This window comes from Pantoea sp. PA1 (genome assembly GCF_056856975.1).
Genome location: NZ_JBXGEE010000002.1, coordinates 484,386 through 503,085, shown reverse-complemented (window position 1 = coordinate 503,085; position 18,700 = coordinate 484,386). Strand labels below are relative to the sequence as shown.

The window sequence follows — 18,700 nt, the reverse complement described above, 5'->3', positions numbered from 1 at the left end:
TATCAGTTTTTCAGATTTTCCGGGAAGTCAGCGGGCAGCTGATCGGGCGGGCAGTCGATCACGCTTTCGTTATTTTCGCCCACATCGCGGATCACGGTCAGCGTTGCGAACTCGTCAATGACTTCGGTTGGGTAAGCCGGACCTGCTTCGCGGAAGGCAGCCATCTCTTCCAGATGGTCATTCTGGAAACAGACGGTTTTTTTCGGATTATTCATTACCCAGCGCGGGAAGAAGATGGTGCCGTGGAAGATTTTATCCGCCAGGTTCACGGCCAGGCTGACATCGGTGCCGGTAGGTTCAGTCCAGGAAACTTTATAGACATCCTGCGCCAGACGGACGACATAGACATGCTGATTTTTAACCCAGCGATTACCCACCATGCCGCTGTGGATGCGATAGTCGATAGTGCTGGCATTTTTGATGTAGAGCTCGTAATTCCAGCCGTTGTCGTAGGTGTAAACCAGGTGTTTGCCAACGATGCCTGACAGATCGTGTTTATCAAAAGTGCTCATGGTCAATTCCTCATTTATTTGCCTTGAGGAGATTATTGCGCGTTACAGATGAGATGAATAACGCTATTTTTAGCACTGAATAATCTAATTTTTCGATAAGTTGTCATGTATAAAACGACACTGGAACAGTGGGCGCTGCTCGACGCGGTGGTGAATGAAGGAAGCTTTGCGCTGGCCGCAGAAAAGCATCATCGCAGCCAGTCGTCACTGAGCTATCAGCTTAGCCTGCTTCAGCAGCGGCTGGGTCTGACACTGCTGCAACAGGAGGGGCGTCGCGCCGTCCTCACTGCCGAGGGACATCAGCTACTGGCTCAGGTTCGTCCATTGCTGGAGGGATTCAGCGCGCTTGAAGCTAAGGCGCATGCGCTGCAGCGGGGTGAACGTTCGCGCATCGATCTGATGGTGGACGCGACGCTGCCTAAACCTCTGCTGTTTGATGTGCTGCAGACCTTTCAGCAGCACTACCCCCATGTCCGCATCTGGTTCAGCGAAATTGTTCGCAGCGAAACGCCGGAAAGGCTGGCTGAGCAGCAGGCCGACCTCTGGCTGGTCGCGCAATATGGCGATGCCCCTGTCGCTGGCGAAAGCCTGATGAGCGTCGATTTCGTGGCCGTTGCCCATCGTGATCATCCGCTGCACAGTGAACCTGCCCCGCTGAGTGCCACCACGCTGGCTCGCTGGCCCTGCATCACCATCCTGGATCGGCAGCAACAGCAGCAATCCGAGGTCAGTGGCGATCAGGCGGAGAACTGGTCCTTCACGACGCTCTCCGCCGCGATTGAAGCAGTCCAGCATCAGCTGGGCTATGGCTGGTTACCGGAACAGAATATCGCCGGGCTGCTAAAGAGCGGTGAACTGCGTCCCCTGCCGCTGTTGCAGGGCCGCCGACGCAGCAGTTCGCTGGTGATGTATATCAATGAAGAGAGGCTGCCCGGCAACAGCGCCATTGCGGCCCTGGCGCAGATGTTTGTGGAGCGGGTGGCGGTATGGGAAGCGCGTCGCTGAGCGGTGATCAGAAGGTTTACAGGACGCCGTGGAGGAGAGGTGATGGGGTTATTTCCACTGGCGCAGGGCACATCCCAACCCAGACTAATTGATACCGCCCAGTACCGGTTTATCCCCGCTCGTTCGGGGAACACTAGATTTGTGAACCGGCTCTCATGAAGTTTTGCGGTTTATCCCCGCTCGCGCGGGGAACACCGGTCAGAATGCCGCTGTTGCCCGCGTGCAGGCGGTTTATCCCCGCTCGCGCGGGGAACACTTACGGAATTGCACATGCGTAGCACCTAACGACGGTTTATCCCCGCTCGCGCGGGGAACACTCCAGCCCATTCCCGTCGATGGTTTCACCGTCCGGTTTATCCCCGCTCGCGCGGGGAACACCAGGTGCTTTAGTTGCCGGTAGTAATTGCACTCGGTTTATCCCCGCTCGCGCGGGGAACACTGATGACGTCACCTCACGCCAATATGTTAGGTCGGTTTATCCCCGCTCGCGCGGGGAACACGAATTTTCATCCTGTAACGACCAGGAAACATCCGGTTTATCCCCGCTCGCGCGGGGAACACTTTGATAGCCGTTCCGAGCTGATTTGCGGCTGCGGTTTATCCCCGCTCGCGCGGGGAACACTCATAATTCCGGCATTCAATCAGATAGACGATCGGTTTATCCCCGCTCGCGCGGGGAACACCTCAACCTGTCTCTGCTGCATATCAGCAGTATCGGTTTATCCCCGCTCGCGCGGGGAACACGATTTTGTGTTTTTACTAACCATAATAATCACCGGTTTATCCCCGCTCGCGCGGGGAACACGATTTGTTATGCCGCGTGACTATGAAATCATGAGGTTTATCCCCGCTCGCGCGGGGAACACTCCCAAAACATGGGTTAACGGCCCGTCGGCGTCGGTTTATCCCCGCTCGCGCGGGGAACACGTGAAATATACTGAAGGCAGTAGTAATTAATGCGGTTTATCCCCGCTCGCGCGGGTAACACTCTAAATGTATGCATTTGAAATATAATAATATCTTAGTTACTAAAAATCTCACCAACTTATCTGCATTTTTAAAGAGCCATAATCTATTGATTATTAATGGGTTGAAAAGAGACTAAGCGGATACCATCCATCTCCACCGGCAAACGCCTGTTTTCTCCTAGAGTCTGAAACTCAAAACCAGATTCATTATTACTCGCCCATGCCATTACGACATTGCCCGTTTCAGATAGCTTACTAATCTGTTGCCAGATCATCTCTCTGCTGCGACGAGAAACATCACCCACATAAACGCCGGCACGTACCTCCAGCAGCCAGATGGCCTGCCGGCCCCTTAAACGTGGTGGTACATTCTCAGTAACAACCATCAACATACTCATGATCATGCACTCCGATGTCCGACATCCCCAAAGGGAGTCGGTTCAGGAATGGCTATTGGCTGAGCATCCTGAGGAGGCGGTGGCGGTGTAATACCACCAGCAGAAAGCACCTCCTCAATTAAAGGAATAAGCCTGGCAACAGTTTTATTGGTTCGGAAGAGATCACGGCACGCCATCCTGACCTGTTTTTCCACTTCGTCAGGACGGCGGGCTGCTATCTCAAAAGCAGCAGGTACAACAGTTTCAAATTTAATAATATCGGCAATGTCATAGACAAAAGAGAGTGGTTTGCCGCTGTGTAAAAATCCAATCGCGGGTGCATATCCAGCTGCAAGCACTGCGGCTTCAGTGATGCCATAAAGACAGGCAGTTGCCGCGCTGATGCACTGATTAATAATGTCTCCTTTCTCCCAGTCTTTAGGATCGTAACGGCGTCCCTGCCATCTGACGCCATATTGCTTTGCCAGAAGTTGATAAATACCTTTAACACGAACGCCTTCAATGCCTCTCAATTGTTCAACAGAACGTCGGGATGGGGCCTCTTCGCCAAAACGAAGTTCAAACATTTTGCGAACAACTTTAAGCCGCAGATTTTCATCAAGTGCAAGTCGCGCCTGATAAAGTAGCTTATCGGAACGCGCTCCTCCTGGCTGTCCTGCGGCATATAACCGCACACTGGCTTCACCAACCCATACCAGTAATGTGCCGACCATTGCGGCCAGTTTTATCGCAGCATGTGAAACACGGGTCCCAGGTTCCAGCATAATGCAGGCTACATTACCTATCGGGATGTGAGTACGTATACCTGATGCATCGATAAGGACGAAAGCACCATCAAGGACGTCAACCTGACCATACTTAAGGAAAATTATTGAAATGCGATCTTTAAGAGGAAGTGGAACCAGAGGCACATAAGTCATTATCACATCCTGTAAAAGCGGCATTGCGCCGCTTTATCCTTATTTCATATCCGCCCTGGAGAAAGTAGGCCGCATCCCATACTTTTAGCAGGACCAATACCGGAATGGAGCAGCGAAGCAAATGCCTCTGCATCCCTGATGCTGAGGATGCCATCAAAACAGATTGTCTGAATTTTGCCGCTCGTCTCTTTTTTATTGAACACCATCACCGGTTCTTTAACCATTTGAGCCGATTCCAGCTGTGCCGCATGACCGAGTTTGCGTACCAGCCATTTCATGCACTCTTCATCTCCGAGTAACGGAACCCGACAGATTTTTATTTCCCCACGTGCATTTAAACGCCCTTGCTCATCTTTAATGCATTTGATGGGATTAGCCCGCAGCCGGAAGCGATATCTGCCATACGGTAAAACCGGATTAAAAGATTTCGTTGCCAGTACCGTGACTGCTTTTGCCGACTGCGGAGAGTGAGATGATTGCAGTAACACATTGAGACCCTGTCTGGCCTCTCCACTTTCAACTCTGAACAGAAAGTCGCGCTGATCCTGAGGACGATCAGGAAATAACTGCCACAGCGCACGATGAAGCTGGTAAGGATCTTTAGCCCAGCGCCAGTTAACAAGCACTTTACTCAGGAACATTTTTGTCTCCCTGAATGACAAACCACGATCGTCTGGCGAACTGCCGGGGCAGATCGATGATAGGGTCATCGCGTACTGACAAACAGCGTTCATTACCGGTTAGTGGTTCCTCGCTGTAAATAGCACCGTCGCCAGGAACGCCTGCTGCTAAAGCCGCAACAGGATTTTTCGCCTGCTGAACAGAATTGAAGAGTGGTCGGGAAAGTGGACAGCACCTTCTTCCAAGATAAGGGGTATAGCAAGGACGCTGAACCGCATCAATAAGCTCAGACAGTGTATAGCATTGCTCTGGTAAACCAGCAGTCCAGACCGCTACTGTAAAGCTGGCGTCATACAGATATTCACGACGGGTGATAATGGTATCATTCATTTTCAGGCTTCCCGGTTTTTCCCTGGCATCCTTGACGGTATGAAAATCGGAGATGTTTACGGGATGATAGCTGGTACGGTTATCACAACGGACAGCAAACCGTGTGCCTGCTGAAAGCTTCTGCAGTGATGTGCGATCGTTGCGCTTAATACCTAGGCATGCGCCAAGTAACCCCAGCAACCCACTACGGCCTGGGAAAGGCGCACTCGGCCGGATGCCCTCAAAGGTAGGTAACCCCCATGATTGCATCGGTCCACTTAGTTGCAAAATCAAAAAATCCTGCATCTCAGACCTCGCCGTCATTACCTATCCATTGCTTAAGTGCTTTTAAATCAGTCATCTGCATTACGCTTTCTGCTGAAGCAACGTCATCGAGCACGAACTGAGCCACCGGGCCTGCCAGACCATAACCCCGGGAGACTTTCGTCCAGTAACTGTTAAAAGCTTCAAGGGAAGGACGCAGGAAACCCTCTTTGCTGGCGGGTACCGGTTTTTCAAAAGCATTTGCCATCGAAACTGGTAAATCAGAAAAGTTAACCATTACCATGTCAGCTGGGTTAAACGCCGCAAAGCTGTGCTGCTTACCGCCGGGAATCTCTGTTGCCAGCATGTGGGCCAGATGGGCAGCAATCTTCAGCACCTGCTGACGAGTGGCTCCACCAAGGTTTTCCTGAAGCTGAGCCAGGTTCAGGCTGGCATAACGGTAGAACACGCCTGAAGAAAACTCCTGAGTGCCCAGATGAGCCGCACCAGTGCTTTTATGCAGATCGTCAACAGCAGTAAACCAGTCGATGTCAGATTCAACAACATGCGTCGTGATGGCATGTGCCAGTGACATTGCACCATCAACTTTACCCAGTTCGCTCATCAGGCCACTGGTCGCCATCCGGCCGCTCAGCGCGATGTCCACCGCGCTGCTGAGCATGGAACGTAGCCCCGTGATCTGATCTTTTAACGCCTTGGTCCATTTTTTCTCATCTGTACCCAGAGCACTATTTTGCGGGTCATTAATTTGCTGGCAAAACCACTCAATCTCATCCAGTACCCATGGAGAAACGGCTCCTCCGTCGATTTTCTCTTCCTGAGCAATATTTTTGCCACTGAGCAGACTCAGCGTGGTGTTAATGACTTCAGCAGGATATTTTTCTGACAGTTTCTGATGCACAACATCCCGCAGCCGTTCCAGATGAATTGTCCGGATACTGGATTCGCCAATGTGACGTTGGTAGTAGTGGCTTTTGCGTATTGCTCTCTTCAGACTCTGGCTGGAGATACGTACGCGACGTCTGCCGCCAAAGATTGCATCCTTTTGCATGTTCATATCATCGCGGTTAAGACAGGAGGGGCTATGAGAAATCAAAACATGAAAGTTAAGAAAATTATTCATCGGGTATCCTTACACAGTTATTTTTTAGGAGAAGAGAGAACAAAACTTTCAATCAGGTTCCGGCGTTCATGTTTGCCCCACCACTTCAATTGTGCTGCCAGCAAAGGCCAATGCACTACGGGCTCAGCATGAATTAACATGCGTCTTAGCTGAACCATATCATTAGGATATTCCTGCCGGACAAGTTGCATTACGCGCACTAGTGAAATTTTTTTACTTTGTGCCAGCGCCTTACCCAAAGTTAGTGATTCATCATCGCTGTGTTTAATAGCTCCTGTAGCCAGGCAATAGATCATTCTTTGCAATGCGAAACGTTCTTCCGGCCAGCCAAACTTACCTGCTAATACGTAGAAATCAGGGATCTCCAGTAGTTTGTCGGGTGAGTCAGCCCGTCTTAATTTTGCCTGGCTGCCTTTATCCAGGCTGGGCCAGGCGTCATAGAGCGCCTTAGTTTCAAGGTGTGGGTTCATCAGCTTGCTCTCCTTGCATTTTTAAAGCGGATAACTGTGCTATTAATACGCGACGGGAAATTGCCAGGGTCTGGATTAATTTCACATGGTGATCATAGGGATCGGTAGCGGCTTCAAACAATGATTGGCATAAAGCGGAAAGATAAAGATGCAGCGATTCCAGTTCTTTTAAAGGCCGCTCATAATTTATTGTCGCCAGCAGCCGGGTAATATAGATGTCGCTTTCACGGTAAAAACGACGTTCAGCGACCTCATGAACCGGAATACGCGAACCAATGATATCGTTATCCTTCATACCCTCAACAAAAAGATAAAGTGCTTTGCGTAGTGCAAGTCGATACCCCTGACCAGTATGGATAATTTCATTGATGATATCCTGATGGCGATCCCAGCCCTGGCTGAATACCATTACCTCATGTCGCCGCTCCACTATTGCCGCCTGATTATTACGATAACCACCAATACTCATATATAGCGGTTTACCGTTAGCAAGTTGTCTTGCCTGCTCAATGACCAGTGCCGGACGTCGACCTTCCTGGTTCTTTTCTAACTGCTGAGAGATTAATAGTCGTCCAACCTGCGTCCAGCAAGGGATCGGTAATGTGAAGCCAATATGACGTTTTTCAGATATTCCCTTTTTAGTCTGTTCTACGCAAGGAGAGTGCGGGTGCAACCAGAAGCCTTCAACGGTGTAGTTAAATTTGGCTTTAAGAAAGCTCAGATAACGTTTATCAGCCTGGCCCCCACAAGCGCTGCACTGCCCTGCTGCCGAGGGAGGTGAGAGTTCAATATGTGCGGGCTGCCAGAACAGACCGCGTGCCAGCCCGATGCTATGCGCCGGGATCTTTTCATTACTGACAATCGGTTTTTGCCAGGTAAAACCCTGACAGTGCTGTTTCTGCCATTCAGGGTAATCCCTTTCCAGGCTTTCAGCGTTGAGTACATTGGCCCAGAGTGTCGAGCGCAGGCATCTCTGTTGGATTAGCGTAGTTATGGGCGCACCGCCTCGTAAACCACTTTTAAATCCACCGCCAAATCCAGGCGCATTGCAAGCCTGATTAAATAGTGCGATGGCAGCACATCCGCCACAAAGTGCTTCGCCCTGACCAGGCTGATTCACAAAGGCACAGCTGGTGGAGCCGGTCAGGCCAACCATGAGCTTGTCCATGTCAGTGGTCTCTTTGGCAATGACGCCTTTAACCTGCATAAATGGATGCTCAGGATGATTAAGAATAAAACTCTCTTCCCAGCCAGTGAGACCTGTTAAAAACTCCTCTTCTGTAAGCGGAGTTTGTATGCGCTGGATACTCTGTTCCATGTTCGTCGGGGGCCAGAGTAGCTGGACGATGCAAACAAGTAGCTGGCAGGCTGCCATTTCCATGTCATCACGCGGGAGAGAAAGCGCTCGCTGATGGGGTTCACATAGCAATGTTTCCAGGCTTATTTGCTCCACTCCGCAGCCCGCAACCGGCCTGATCGGGATCCAGCGATCCGTAAGTAAATTCATTAGATTCCTCCCTGAAAATTGAACTGAATAACACTCATCCCCACTTCTTTCGAATAAACCAGATAGTAATCAACCATCTCTGCTGTCCACTGACCATTTTTCAGTGTTCCGGCTATCCACACCATCCCCTCCTCATCTGGCTCAAGCCTGTATCTCCGTTGCCAGCTACCCGGCACATTAACCCGGTTAAGTGCCAGTGCCTCAGGCAGTGAAAACTCAGACAGCTGACTGAGATATTGTCTGTCGCAAAGCTGCTTTCCTCTGGCTGTCTCTACGTAAGGTACGACTGGCAGACTCATTTCACCATCACGGGTAACCGCGCGGATACGTACATCGTCATCAGCAAAGGGGGTGACTCGTGTCGCCTGATTTAATGAAAGTCGGGCGTTATAACGCTTTGATTGCTCCTGTGATTCGAAGCGAGCCAATCCCTCTGCAACCCAGTCAGGTTCTGACTCGTCCGTTTCATCCCGATAGACATGGTCAATCCAAAGTCGGTATGCCTGCGGGAAACAGAGAGCTGACTGGCCCTGTTGCTCTAGCAACTGCTGGGTTCGCCACATGGCACGCGTATTGGTGTAGACGTAATTACTGTTACCATAATCATGACTGGCAGGAAGCAGCACGGTCAGTTTCGGCTGCTGATAGCCTTCAGGTCTGCATTGACGGGAATGACGATGCAGCCGTCCGGCACGCTGGAACAGCAAATCTACAGGACAAAGTTGCGTTATAAGCCAGTCAAAATCGACATCCAGAGACTGCTCCACGACCTGAGTGCCCACAAGGATACGTCCGATGCTGCGATCGCCTGACGCGCCAAAATAGCGCAGCGTCAGCTCTTCTTTCGTTGCCCGGTCGGTCAAGGTGAAGCGAGAATGAAAAAGGATGATCTCAAGCGCTGTGCTGGCGCACAACCGCTGATAAACCTGCTGGGCAACATCCACAAGATTACAGATCAGACAGACCTGAGCCCCCGCCTGAGCGGCAGCGATCATTTGCTCAAGCAGGCCAGCATCAGGCTGCATTTCATTGAGATAACAGCACTCAATATTGAGCTGAACAACTGGCGGTAGATGCTCTGGAGCAGCGCTAAGATCAAAGCAACGCTGGCGATCCTGCTGTTGCCATATGACCAGAGGATATTCATCCGATGGAGAGGTTGTAGCTGAGTGACCGTAAGTTTTAAGTAGGCGTTGTTTTAAAGATGCAGGCAAAGTAGCGGATAACAGTAACGCACTTTGTCCGGCCATGGCCTGCTGTCGTAATACCTCTTCCAGCAGGCTGTGCATGTATGTATCGTAAGCATGGACTTCATCAACCAGCAACACGCTGCGGGCAACACCGAAGCCACGAATGAAGCGATGCTTCACTGGTAACACGGAGATCAGCACCTGATCGATGGTGCAGACGCCAATCTGTCCCAGAAAAGCACGTTTATTACTCCGACTCAGCCACTCGCAGCATTGAGCCCAGGCTTCCTGTTCCTGCACACTTTTGCTGCGCGATTTAATGGCATTAAAATCCGAGCTAAAACGTGAGTTGCCGTGAGCAAGAATCAGGTTAGGCTTACCAAATAGCGCTGAAGCCAGCTTCTCAAGTCGATTAAGCATTGCGTTGGCAGTCGCCTGGGTAGGAAGGGCAAAAATTATGCTGTCGGCATAACCACTGGCTAATAGTCGCCAGGCATAGGCCAGTGCAGTTTCCGTTTTCCCAGACCCTGTCGGAGCTTCAATAATTATCAATCCCGGCTCATCCGGCAACGCCTCAACCAGCGTCTGAAGCTGACGTGGCTTATAGCCCTTATTGAGTAAGGCAGCGGTCCCCCCCCAGGGGTTAATCTTGCTCAGCAAGCCACTTCGCTTCATTACTACTGGTGCATCAACAGCATAACGGCGCAAATAATAGTCGTGTAAAGGTTCCGGCGTTGACTGAAATTGAAACGTTTCTTCACTATTCCAGGATCCCAGCCAGTCCGATATTGAACAAAAACCTGCCAGTAAGGATGAGCAGGATGGCGGATTATCATCAAGCGATAGCCCGACCGGGTGCAGAAAGAGGACAGCCAGTGCATCAAGCCATGCCAGACGAGCCTTTTTATCTCTCTCGCCCTGAAGCTTTAATTGAACGCTTAACGCTAAATCTGATGTGGTAAGATTGATATGCTGATAAATATAACCATGATGCCCTGTAACGGCCTCCACCCAGGGAAACCATTTCTCTTTAGGATGCAGACTATGCGTAATAAAAGCGCCGTCATAATCGCTATCCTGATCGAAATCTTGTTTAAACCAGTAAAGACCACCCTGACCGTGATCCCACGTTTTACCAATCGCATTTTTTCCTGAGGTGACGCTATTTAATGCCTCCCAGGCATGCCAGCATTTAGCCTGGAATCGTATGTCCCATTTACCCAGGTCATGCAGAGCAATAAAAAAAAGTAACCAGCCGCGATATTCTGCCTGGTTCTCTTTCTGAGAAAAGCTCTTTCTTAATGCAGGGGCGTGATCCCACCAATAGGCTGCTACGGCTGCAACATCCAGGCAATGATAAGGTAATAAATGAGACGCTGGCGGAGCATTCGCGTCACTACGATTTGCCTTCCCCCAATAGTGGTAAAGGTCGTCCTTTGCTAACACCATAAAATTCCTTATTCAGGGAATCAGCTAAATTCTTTCCTAAAATACGCCCCAGAAATAGAATTCCAACATTTTTCGAAGATTTTTGTGTTTTTTTTGATTTGAATTCGATTTTGATGGCGATGTTAAAAAACACCTCCTGATAAGGTTAATTTATATTACGTATTTCTCTGCTTGCCCGGCTGTTGCTGTAAAAATCTTGTTTTGAATTTAAAGTTAACGGCGCAACCGATTATGTATCCGGCGTTTTATCCTGCATACTCGGGTGATACCCTGCTGTCATATATCCAGTAAAGATTTATTGGGGGAATTATCCCTGTTCATACAGGTAATACCGTTTAGCCCTCCACCATCGTGAACAGCTGGACGGTTCATCCCCGCTCGCACGGGGACCGCCGCCCTCAATATAATCTCCCTCACGGCTACTGCGGTTTATCCCTGCTCGCGCAGGGAACTCAGCAGAGGAAATCTGTCTTTAAACTTCCAGACCGGTTTATCCCCGCTCGTGCGGGGAACACTAATTGGTCAGATGTTTTGTATTTGAAAATTTCGGTTTATCCCCGCTCGTGCGGGGAACACCTGGCGAACACCATCGATGTACTGGCTAATCGCGGTTTATCCACGCTCGTGCGGGGAACACGCGCCGGAGGTGGAATAATGGAACAGCCAATCCGGTTTATCCCCGCTCGTGCGGGGAACACGGGCGCGGTCTGTACCTGCCCCGTCGCCGGGGCGGTTTATCCCCGCTCGTGCGGGGAACACTTTTGAATGACATTTTGGTGACCAGTGACGTGCGGTTTATCCCCGCTCGTGCGGGGAACACCTCTCACCGATGCCATCAAAAAAGCCCTATCTCGGTTTATCCCCGCTCGCGCGGGGAACACCCAAACGTCTTGAGCGTGCCCTGTGCGGATTTCGGTTTATCCCCGCTCGTGCGGGGAACACCTCAACCAACCGCATGAAAAATGAGGCTCCGTCGGTTTATCCCCGCTCGTGCGGGGAACACACCTGTGATACCGAACGGAGCATAAAAGACTGCGGTTTATCCCCGCTCGCGCGGGGAACACTTTCTCTGGCTGCTGCATTCATCACTCACCATCGGTTTATCCCCGCTCGCGCGGGGAACACGTGCCGCTGGCAGATGATGCCGCCTCCAGCTCCGGTTTATCCCCGCTCGCGCGGGGAACACTGAGGCATTCACCAGCACATGTAAATACACGGCGGTTTATCCCCGCTCGCGCGGGGAACACATATCATCTGTAAGCAAAATTCTATCCATATACGGTTTATCCCCGCTCGCGCGGGGAACACGACGGTTAAACCACGCCTGAACAATCCGCCCGCCGGTTTATCCCCGCTCGTGCGGGGAACACATAATATAAATGGAGTTTGTTATGAATTTATCCGGTTTATCCCCGCTCGTGCGGGGAACACTTTAAACGCTCAGTAATCATCATAAACTTGGGCGGTTTATCCCCGCTCGTGCGGGGAACACTAATTACTAACATCAAAGCCGCTGATGAGCGGCGGTTTATCCCCGCTCGTGCGGGGAACACTCTAAAATTATCTTGATGATTAAAAAAGATTTTTTCGGACACCAAAAATCTACCAGATTTTACACCCTGACTTACCCTAGATACATACTTAATATACTGCTCAGAATCCAAGCCAAAAAAAAGCCCCCATAACGGGAGCTTTCTCTTTGCAGCAGCGGAAACTTACTTCTTCTTCGCTTTCGCGTTAGGCAGATCGGTGATGCTGCCTTCGAAGATTTCTGCTGCCAGACCGACTGACTCATGCAGGGTCGGGTGAGCATGGATGGTCAGCGCGATATCTTCCGCATCACAACCCATCTCAATCGCCAGACCGATTTCGCCTAACAGCTCGCCGCCGTTAGTGCCGACAATCGCGCCACCGATGACACGGTGCGTCTCTTTGTCGAAAATCAGTTTGGTCATACCGTCTGCACAATCAGAAGCGATAGCACGGCCAGAGGCAGCCCACGGGAAGGTGGAGGTCTCGTAGCTGATGCCCTTCTCTTTCGCTTCTTTCTCGGTCAGACCGACCCAGGCAACTTCTGGCTCAGTATAGGCAATGGATGGGATCACTTTCGGGTCGAAGTAGTGCTTCAGACCGGAGATCACTTCCGCCGCAACGTGGCCTTCGTGCACGCCTTTGTGCGCCAGCATTGGCTGACCGACGATGTCGCCGATAGCATAGATGTGTGGCACGTTGGTACGCATCTGCTTGTCGACACGGATAAAGCCGCGATCGTCCACTTCCACGCCCGCTTTACCGGCATCCAGACCTTTACCGTTCGGCACACGACCGATAGCCACCAGCACGGCGTCATAACGCTGCGCTTCACCCGGTGCCTTTTTGCCTTCCATTGAAACGTAAATGCCATCGTCTTTTGCTTCAACGGCGGTCACTTTGGTTTCCAGCATCAGGTTGAACTTCTTGCTGATTTTCTTGGTAAAGACTTTGACGACATCTTTATCCGCAGCCGGGATAACCTGGTCAAACATCTCAACCACATCGATCTCTGAACCCAGCGCATGATACACCGTCGCCATTTCCAGACCGATGATACCGCCGCCCATAACCAGCAGACGCTTCGGCACTTCTTTCAGTTCCAGCGCATCGGTTGAATCCCAGACGCGGGGATCGTCATGAGGAATGAAAGGCAGTTCGATTGGGCGTGAACCCGCAGCGATGATGGCATTATCGAAGTTGATGGTGGTCGCACCGCCTTCACCTTCCACCACCAGGGTGTTAGCACCGGTGAATTTGCCGAGGCCATTAACCACTTTGACTTTACGACCTTTTGCCATTCCTGACAGGCCGCCAGTCAGCTGGTTAATCACCTTCTCTTTCCAGCTGCGAATCTTGTTGATATCAGTAGAGGGCTGACCAAACACAATGCCGTGCTCTTCAAGGGCTTTCGCCTCTTCGATCACTTTGGCAACGTGCAGCAGCGCTTTAGAGGGGATACAACCGACGTTCAGACACACACCGCCAAGGGTGCTGTAACGCTCTACCAGTACGGTTTCCAGACCTAAATCCGCACAACGGAAGGCTGCAGAGTAACCTGCAGGACCTGCCCCAAGTACCACGACCTGGGTTTTAATCTCTGTACTCATCATGACCTCTTATTTGATATCCGGCGGGTCAGACGTTCTTATAATGCCCTTGTTCCACCGGGACTTTCACCGCAAGAGTTTACAGAATTGTTAACAAACTGCCAACCGTGACGCGACGAAACGTTAAAGGAAGGCCGGCATCCGCCGGCCTTCTTCACATTTACATAACTAAACGACGTATGTCTGAGAGCATATTGCCAATAATGGTGATGAATCTTGCACCATCAGCTCCGTCGATCACGCGGTGGTCGAAGGAGAGAGAGATTGGCATCATCAGACGTGGTGCAAACTCTTTACCGTTCCACACCGGCTCCATCGCCGATTTAGAGACACCCAGGATAGCCACTTCCGGCGCGTTAACAATCGGCGCGAAGTGTGTGGTTCCCAGGCCGCCCAGGCTGGAGATGGTGAAGCATCCGCCCTGCATGTCGCCCGCGGTCAGCTTACCGTCACGCGCTTTCTTCGACACCGCCATCAGCTCACGCGACAGCTCGGTAATGCCCTTTTTGTTCACGTCTTTGAAGACCGGAACCACCAGGCCATTTGGCGTATCGACCGCCACACCGATGTTGATGTATTTCTTCAGCGTCAGCTTCTGCGCATCTTCGGAAAGCGAGCTGTTGAAGCGTGGCATCTGCTCAAGCGCGGCAGCGACAGCTTTCATGATGAACACCACCGGGGTGTACTTCACATCCAGCTTACGCTTCTCTGCTTCGGCATTCTGCTGCTTACGGAACGCTTCCAGATCGGTGATATCGGTTTTGTCGAAATGCGTAACGTGCGGGATCATCACCCAGTTACGGCTCAGGTTCGCACCCGAAATTTTCTGGATACGACCCAGTTCGACTTCTTCAACTTCACCGAACTTGCTGAAGTCCACTTTCGGCCATGGCAGCATGCCTGGCAGGCCGCCACCGCTTGACGCAGCCGGTGCCGCTTCAGCGCGTTTCACCGCCTCTTTCACGTAAGTCTGCACGTCTTCTTTCAGAATGCGACCTTTACGGCCGGTGCCTTTGACTTTCGCCAGGTTCACACCGAACTCACGCGCCAGGCGACGGATCACCGGGGTAGCGTGAACGTACGCATCGTTCTCGGCAAACTCACCTTTGCTGTCCGCTTTGGCTGCCGGAGCAGGCGCCGCAGATTTAGCTTCAGGTTTCGCAGCCGGGGCCGGTGCGGCTTCCTGCTTCGCTGCCGCCGGGGCCGGTGCGGCACCTTCGACTTCAAACACCATGATCAGTGATCCGGTGCTGACTTTGTCGCCGGTCGCCACTTTCAGCTCTTTGACGGTACCCGCGAATGGCGCAGGCACTTCCATTGACGCTTTATCGCCTTCCACCACGATCAGTGACTGCTCAGCGTCAACTTTGTCGCCCACTTTCACGAGGATCTCGGTGACTTCTACTTCATCACCGCCGATGTCCGGGACGTTAACCTCTTTTGCGCCCGCCGCTGCGGCGGGTGCCGATGCCGCTTCTTCTTTCAGTTCTGGCTTCGCGTCAGCGGCCGGTGCAGCCCCTTCCGCTTCAAAGACCATGATGGCAGAACCGGTGCTGACTTTATCGCCGGTCGCAATGGTGATTTCTTTAACCACACCCGCGAACGGAGCCGGCACTTCCATTGACGCTTTATCACCTTCCACCACAATCAGTGACTGTTCGGCTTCAACTTTATCGCCAACCTTCACCAGAATCTCAGTGACTTCGACTTCGTCACCGCCGATATCCGGCACAGCCACTTCTTTGCTGGCGGTGGCGGCTGCCGCGGCGGGTGCAGGTGCCGCATCCGCTTTCTTCTCTTCGGCGGCGGCAGGTGCCGCTTCTGCGGCCCCTTCTGCGTCAAACACCATGATCAGCGAGCCGGTTTCTACTTTGTCACCGGTGGCGATTTTGATCTCTTTCACTACGCCAGCCTGCGGGGAAGGCACTTCCATTGAGGCTTTGTCGCCTTCCACGGTGATCAGCGACTGCTCGGCTTCCACCTTGTCGCCAACTTTCACCAGAATCTCGGTGACTTCAACTTCGTCAGACCCGATATCCGGTACCTTAATTTCGATAGCCATTACTCTCTTACCTCTTAAGCCAGACGCGGGTTAACTTTATCGGCATCGATGTTGAATTTGGTAATGGCATCCGCCACCACTTTCTTCTCGATCTCGCCGCGTTTAGCCAGCTCACCCAGCGCAGCAACCACCACATAAGATGCATCAACTTCAAAGTGATGACGCAGATTCTCACGGCTGTCAGAGCGACCAAAGCCATCGGTACCCAGCACGCGGTAATCGCTGGCTGGAACATAGCTGCGAACCTGTTCAGCGAACAGTTTCATGTAGTCGGTTGAGGCAACCGCTGGCGCGTCATTCATCACCTGAGCGATGTAAGGCACGCGTGCTTCTTCTGTCGGATGCAGCATGTTCCAGCGCTCACAATCCTGGCCATCACGCGCCAGTTCGGTGAACGAGGTGACGCTGTAGACATCAGAGCCGATACCGTAATCTTTCGCCAGGATCTGTGCCGCTTCACGTACGTGACGCAGGATAGAACCTGAGCCCAGCAGCTGCACTTTGCCTTTGCTGCCTTCTACCGTTTCCAGCTTGTAGATACCCTTACGGATACCCTCTTCCGCACCCTGCGGCATGGCTGGCATATGGTAGTTTTCGTTCAGCGTGGTGATGTAGTAGTAGATATTCTCCTGCGCTTCGCCATACATACGCACCAGACCATCATGCATGATGACAGCCACTTCATAGGCGTAAGACGGGTCGTAAGAGATACAGTTCGGGATGGTCAGCGACTGAATATGGCTGTGGCCATCTTCATGCTGAAGACCTTCGCCGTTCAGCGTGGTACGGCCGGAGGTTCCGCCGACCAGGAAGCCGCGCGCCTGCTGGTCACCCGCCAGCCACATCAGATCGCCGATACGCTGGAAGCCGAACATCGAATAATAGATGTAGAACGGGATCATCGGCAGGTTGTTGGTGCTGTAAGAGGTCGCCGCTGCCAGCCAGGATGAACCTGCGCCCAGCTCGTTGATCCCTTCCTGCAGAATCTGGCCTTTCTCATCTTCTTTGTAGTAAGCAACCTGCTCACGGTCCTGCGGAGTGTACTGCTGGCCGTTCGGGCTGTAGATACCAATCTGACGGAACAGACCTTCCATACCGAAGGTACGCGCTTCATCCGCAAGGATCGGAACCAGACGATCTTTGATCGACTTGTTCTTCAGCATCACGTTCAGGGCACGAACGAAGGCGATGGTGGTGGAGATCTCTTTGTTCTGCTCTTCCAGCAGCGCACCGAACTCTTCCAGCGCTGGCATTTCCAGCTTCTCGGTGAACTTCGGCTGACGCGTTGGCAGGTAGCCACCCAGCTTCTCACGCTGACCGTGCAGGTAAGTGTGCTCTTCTGAGCCTTTTTCGAAGGTCACGTACGGCAGTTCTTCGATTTTATCGTCAGCAACCGGCACGTTGAAGCGATCACGGATATAGCGCACGCCATCCATGTTCATCTTCTTCACCTGGTGAGCAATGTTTTTGCCTTCCGCGGTGTCGCCCATACCATAACCTTTGATGGTATGCGCCAGGATCAGCACCGGCTTGCCTTTGGTGTCCTGCGCTTTTTTCAGTGCCGCGTAGATTTTCTTCGGATCGTGGCCGCCACGGTTCAGTGCCCAGATTTCATCATCGGACATGTCTTTAACCAGCGCGGCGGTTTCCGGATATTTACCAAAGAAGTGCTCACGCACATAGGCGCCATCACGGGATTTAAAGGTCTGGTAGTCGCCGTCGACAGTTTCGTTCATCAGCTGAATCAGCTTGCCGCTGGTATCTTTGCGCAGCAGCTCATCCCAGCGACCGCCCCAGATGACTTTGATCACTTCCCAGCCAGCACCGGCAAAGATGCCTTCCAGCTCGTTGATGATCTTGCCATTACCGGTGACCGGGCCATCCAGACGCTGCAGGTTGCAGTTGATGATGAAGACCAGGTTATCCAGTTTTTCACGGGTCGCGATGGTGATCGCACCTTTGGATTCTGGCTCATCCATCTCACCATCACCCAGGAAGGCGTAGACGGTCTGAGCAGAGGTATCTTTCAGGCCACGGTGTTCCAGATATTTCAGGAACTTCGCCTGATAGATCGCTGACAATGGACCCAGACCCATAGAAACGGTCGGGAACTGCCAGAACTCTGGCATTAATTTCGGGTGCGGATAAGAAGAGAGACCTTTACCGTCAACTTCCTGACGGAAGTTGTTCATCTGCTCTTCGGTCAGGCGACCTTCAAGGAACGCACGGGCATAGATGCCCGGAGAGATGTGGCCCTGGAAATAGACCAGATCGCCGCCATCTTTGTCATTACGCGCGCGGAAGAAGTGGTTGAAGCACACTTCATAAATGGTCGCAGAAGACTGGAAGGAGGACATATGGCCGCCGAGTTCCAGATCTTTCTTCGATGCGCGCAGCACCGACATGATGGCGTTCCAGCGGATAGCGGAACGGATACGACGTTCAAGAGAGGTGTTGCCCGGATAGTCGGGTTCATCTTCAACGGCAATAGAGTTGATGTAGTTGCTGATAGCAGACGATCCTGCAGCAACGTTCACGCCGCCTTTGCGGGCTGCACCCAGTACCTGATCGATCAGATACTGTGCACGTTCAACACCTTCTTCACGGATGACCGATTCGATCGCCTGTAGCCAGTCACGAGTTTCAATCGGATCCACGTCATTGTGTAAACGTTCTGACAT

13 protein-coding genes and 2 CRISPR repeat arrays are annotated in these 18,700 nt (G+C 52.0%); of the genes, 1 reads left to right on the top strand and 12 read right to left on the bottom strand.

Annotated elements, in window-relative coordinates; all coding sequences use genetic code 11:
* Window positions 1-2: 2 nt before the first annotated feature.
* Window positions 3-512, bottom strand: coding sequence for a phenolic acid decarboxylase (locus AC1V0D_RS13065; protein ID WP_482907541.1), 510 nt, complete (start codon window positions 510-512; stop codon window positions 3-5).
* A gap of 105 nt (window positions 513-617) precedes the next feature.
* Between AC1V0D_RS13065 and AC1V0D_RS13060 the strand changes: the two genes are divergently transcribed.
* Entirely contained in the window at window positions 618-1,517 is a 900-nt protein-coding gene (locus AC1V0D_RS13060; RefSeq protein WP_482907540.1) for a LysR family transcriptional regulator, read from the top strand.
* A 105-nt stretch (window positions 1,518-1,622) separates the two neighbouring features.
* A CRISPR array of direct repeats spans window positions 1,623-2,505; the repeat unit is 29 nt; unit sequence CGGTTTATCCCCGCTCGCGCGGGGAACAC.
* Between the two features lie 84 nt (window positions 2,506-2,589).
* Here the strand turns inward: AC1V0D_RS13060 and cas2e are convergent.
* The 11 genes from cas2e to aceE form a co-directional block, all read right to left on the bottom strand.
* A complete protein-coding gene (gene cas2e, locus AC1V0D_RS13055; protein ID WP_482907539.1) occupies window positions 2,590-2,883 on the bottom strand; it encodes a type I-E CRISPR-associated endoribonuclease Cas2e in 294 nt (97 codons plus the stop codon).
* A 2-nt stretch (window positions 2,884-2,885) separates the two neighbouring features.
* Complete coding sequence (gene cas1e / locus AC1V0D_RS13050; RefSeq protein WP_267369808.1) at window positions 2,886-3,803, bottom strand: type I-E CRISPR-associated endonuclease Cas1e; 918 nt, start codon at window positions 3,801-3,803, stop codon at window positions 2,886-2,888.
* Window positions 3,804-3,847: 44 nt separating this feature from the next.
* On the bottom strand, window positions 3,848-4,444 hold the full coding sequence (cas6e, locus tag AC1V0D_RS13045) for a type I-E CRISPR-associated protein Cas6/Cse3/CasE (RefSeq protein ID WP_482907538.1): 597 nt from the start codon (window positions 4,442-4,444) through the stop codon (window positions 3,848-3,850).
* Window positions 4,431-5,099 carry a type I-E CRISPR-associated protein Cas5/CasD gene (gene cas5e / locus AC1V0D_RS13040; RefSeq protein WP_482907537.1) on the bottom strand — a complete coding sequence of 223 codons (669 nt, stop codon included), beginning with the start codon at window positions 5,097-5,099 and terminating at the stop codon, window positions 4,431-4,433. The genes cas6e and cas5e overlap by 14 nt, the downstream gene beginning before the upstream one ends.
* Window position 5,100: 1 nt before the next feature.
* A complete protein-coding gene (gene cas7e / locus AC1V0D_RS13035; protein ID WP_482907536.1) occupies window positions 5,101-6,201 on the bottom strand; it encodes a type I-E CRISPR-associated protein Cas7/Cse4/CasC in 1,101 nt (366 codons plus the stop codon).
* A gap of 17 nt (window positions 6,202-6,218) precedes the next feature.
* Window positions 6,219-6,671, bottom strand: coding sequence for a type I-E CRISPR-associated protein Cse2/CasB (gene casB / locus AC1V0D_RS13030; protein ID WP_482907535.1), 453 nt, complete (start codon window positions 6,669-6,671; stop codon window positions 6,219-6,221).
* A complete protein-coding gene (gene casA, locus AC1V0D_RS13025) occupies window positions 6,655-8,178 on the bottom strand; it encodes a type I-E CRISPR-associated protein Cse1/CasA (protein WP_482907534.1) in 1,524 nt (507 codons plus the stop codon). Before casA ends, casB begins: the two co-directional genes overlap by 17 nt.
* Window positions 8,178-10,817 (bottom strand): CRISPR-associated helicase/endonuclease Cas3, encoded by a 2,640-nt coding sequence (gene cas3, locus AC1V0D_RS13020; RefSeq protein WP_482907533.1) that lies wholly within the window; start codon window positions 10,815-10,817, stop codon window positions 8,178-8,180. The genes casA and cas3 overlap by 1 nt, the downstream gene beginning before the upstream one ends.
* 364 nt (window positions 10,818-11,181) lie before the next feature.
* Window positions 11,182-12,370: direct repeats of the CRISPR family, unit length 29 nt; unit sequence CGGTTTATCCCCGCTCGCGCGGGGAACAC.
* A 162-nt stretch (window positions 12,371-12,532) separates the two neighbouring features.
* Window positions 12,533-13,957 carry a dihydrolipoyl dehydrogenase gene (gene lpdA / locus AC1V0D_RS13015; RefSeq protein WP_046101230.1) on the bottom strand — a complete coding sequence of 475 codons (1,425 nt, stop codon included), beginning with the start codon at window positions 13,955-13,957 and terminating at the stop codon, window positions 12,533-12,535.
* 160 nt (window positions 13,958-14,117) lie between these two features.
* The gene (aceF, locus tag AC1V0D_RS13010) at window positions 14,118-16,019 is read right to left on the bottom strand and encodes a pyruvate dehydrogenase complex dihydrolipoyllysine-residue acetyltransferase (protein ID WP_482907532.1); all 1,902 of its coding nucleotides are present in this window, start codon (window positions 16,017-16,019) and stop codon (window positions 14,118-14,120) included.
* A 14-nt stretch (window positions 16,020-16,033) separates the two neighbouring features.
* Window positions 16,034-18,700, bottom strand: coding sequence for a pyruvate dehydrogenase (acetyl-transferring), homodimeric type (gene aceE, locus AC1V0D_RS13005; protein WP_111208293.1), 2,667 nt, complete (start codon window positions 18,698-18,700; stop codon window positions 16,034-16,036).

Excerpts from the sequence above, each read along its gene's own strand:
- AC1V0D_RS13065 (WP_482907541.1), bottom strand. The coding sequence starts at position 512 with ATGAGCACTTTTGATAAACACGATCTGTCAGGCATCGTTGGCAAACAC.
- AC1V0D_RS13060 (WP_482907540.1), top strand. The coding sequence starts at position 618 with ATGTATAAAACGACACTGGAACAGTGGGCGCTGCTCGACGCGGTGGTG.
- cas2e (WP_482907539.1), bottom strand. The coding sequence starts at position 2,883 with ATGAGTATGTTGATGGTTGTTACTGAGAATGTACCACCACGTTTAAGG.
- cas1e (WP_267369808.1), bottom strand. The coding sequence starts at position 3,803 with ATGACTTATGTGCCTCTGGTTCCACTTCCTCTTAAAGATCGCATTTCA.
- cas6e (WP_482907538.1), bottom strand. The coding sequence starts at position 4,444 with ATGTTCCTGAGTAAAGTGCTTGTTAACTGGCGCTGGGCTAAAGATCCT.
- cas5e (WP_482907537.1), bottom strand. The coding sequence starts at position 5,099 with ATGCAGGATTTTTTGATTTTGCAACTAAGTGGACCGATGCAATCATGG.
- cas7e (WP_482907536.1), bottom strand. The coding sequence starts at position 6,201 with ATGAATAATTTTCTTAACTTTCATGTTTTGATTTCTCATAGCCCCTCC.
- casB (WP_482907535.1), bottom strand. The coding sequence starts at position 6,671 with ATGAACCCACACCTTGAAACTAAGGCGCTCTATGACGCCTGGCCCAGC.
- casA (WP_482907534.1), bottom strand. The coding sequence starts at position 8,178 with ATGAATTTACTTACGGATCGCTGGATCCCGATCAGGCCGGTTGCGGGC.
- cas3 (WP_482907533.1), bottom strand. The coding sequence starts at position 10,817 with ATGGTGTTAGCAAAGGACGACCTTTACCACTATTGGGGGAAGGCAAAT.
- lpdA (WP_046101230.1), bottom strand. The coding sequence starts at position 13,957 with ATGAGTACAGAGATTAAAACCCAGGTCGTGGTACTTGGGGCAGGTCCT.
- aceF (WP_482907532.1), bottom strand. The coding sequence starts at position 16,019 with ATGGCTATCGAAATTAAGGTACCGGATATCGGGTCTGACGAAGTTGAA.
- aceE (WP_111208293.1), bottom strand. The coding sequence starts at position 18,700 with ATGTCAGAACGTTTACACAATGACGTGGATCCGATTGAAACTCGTGAC.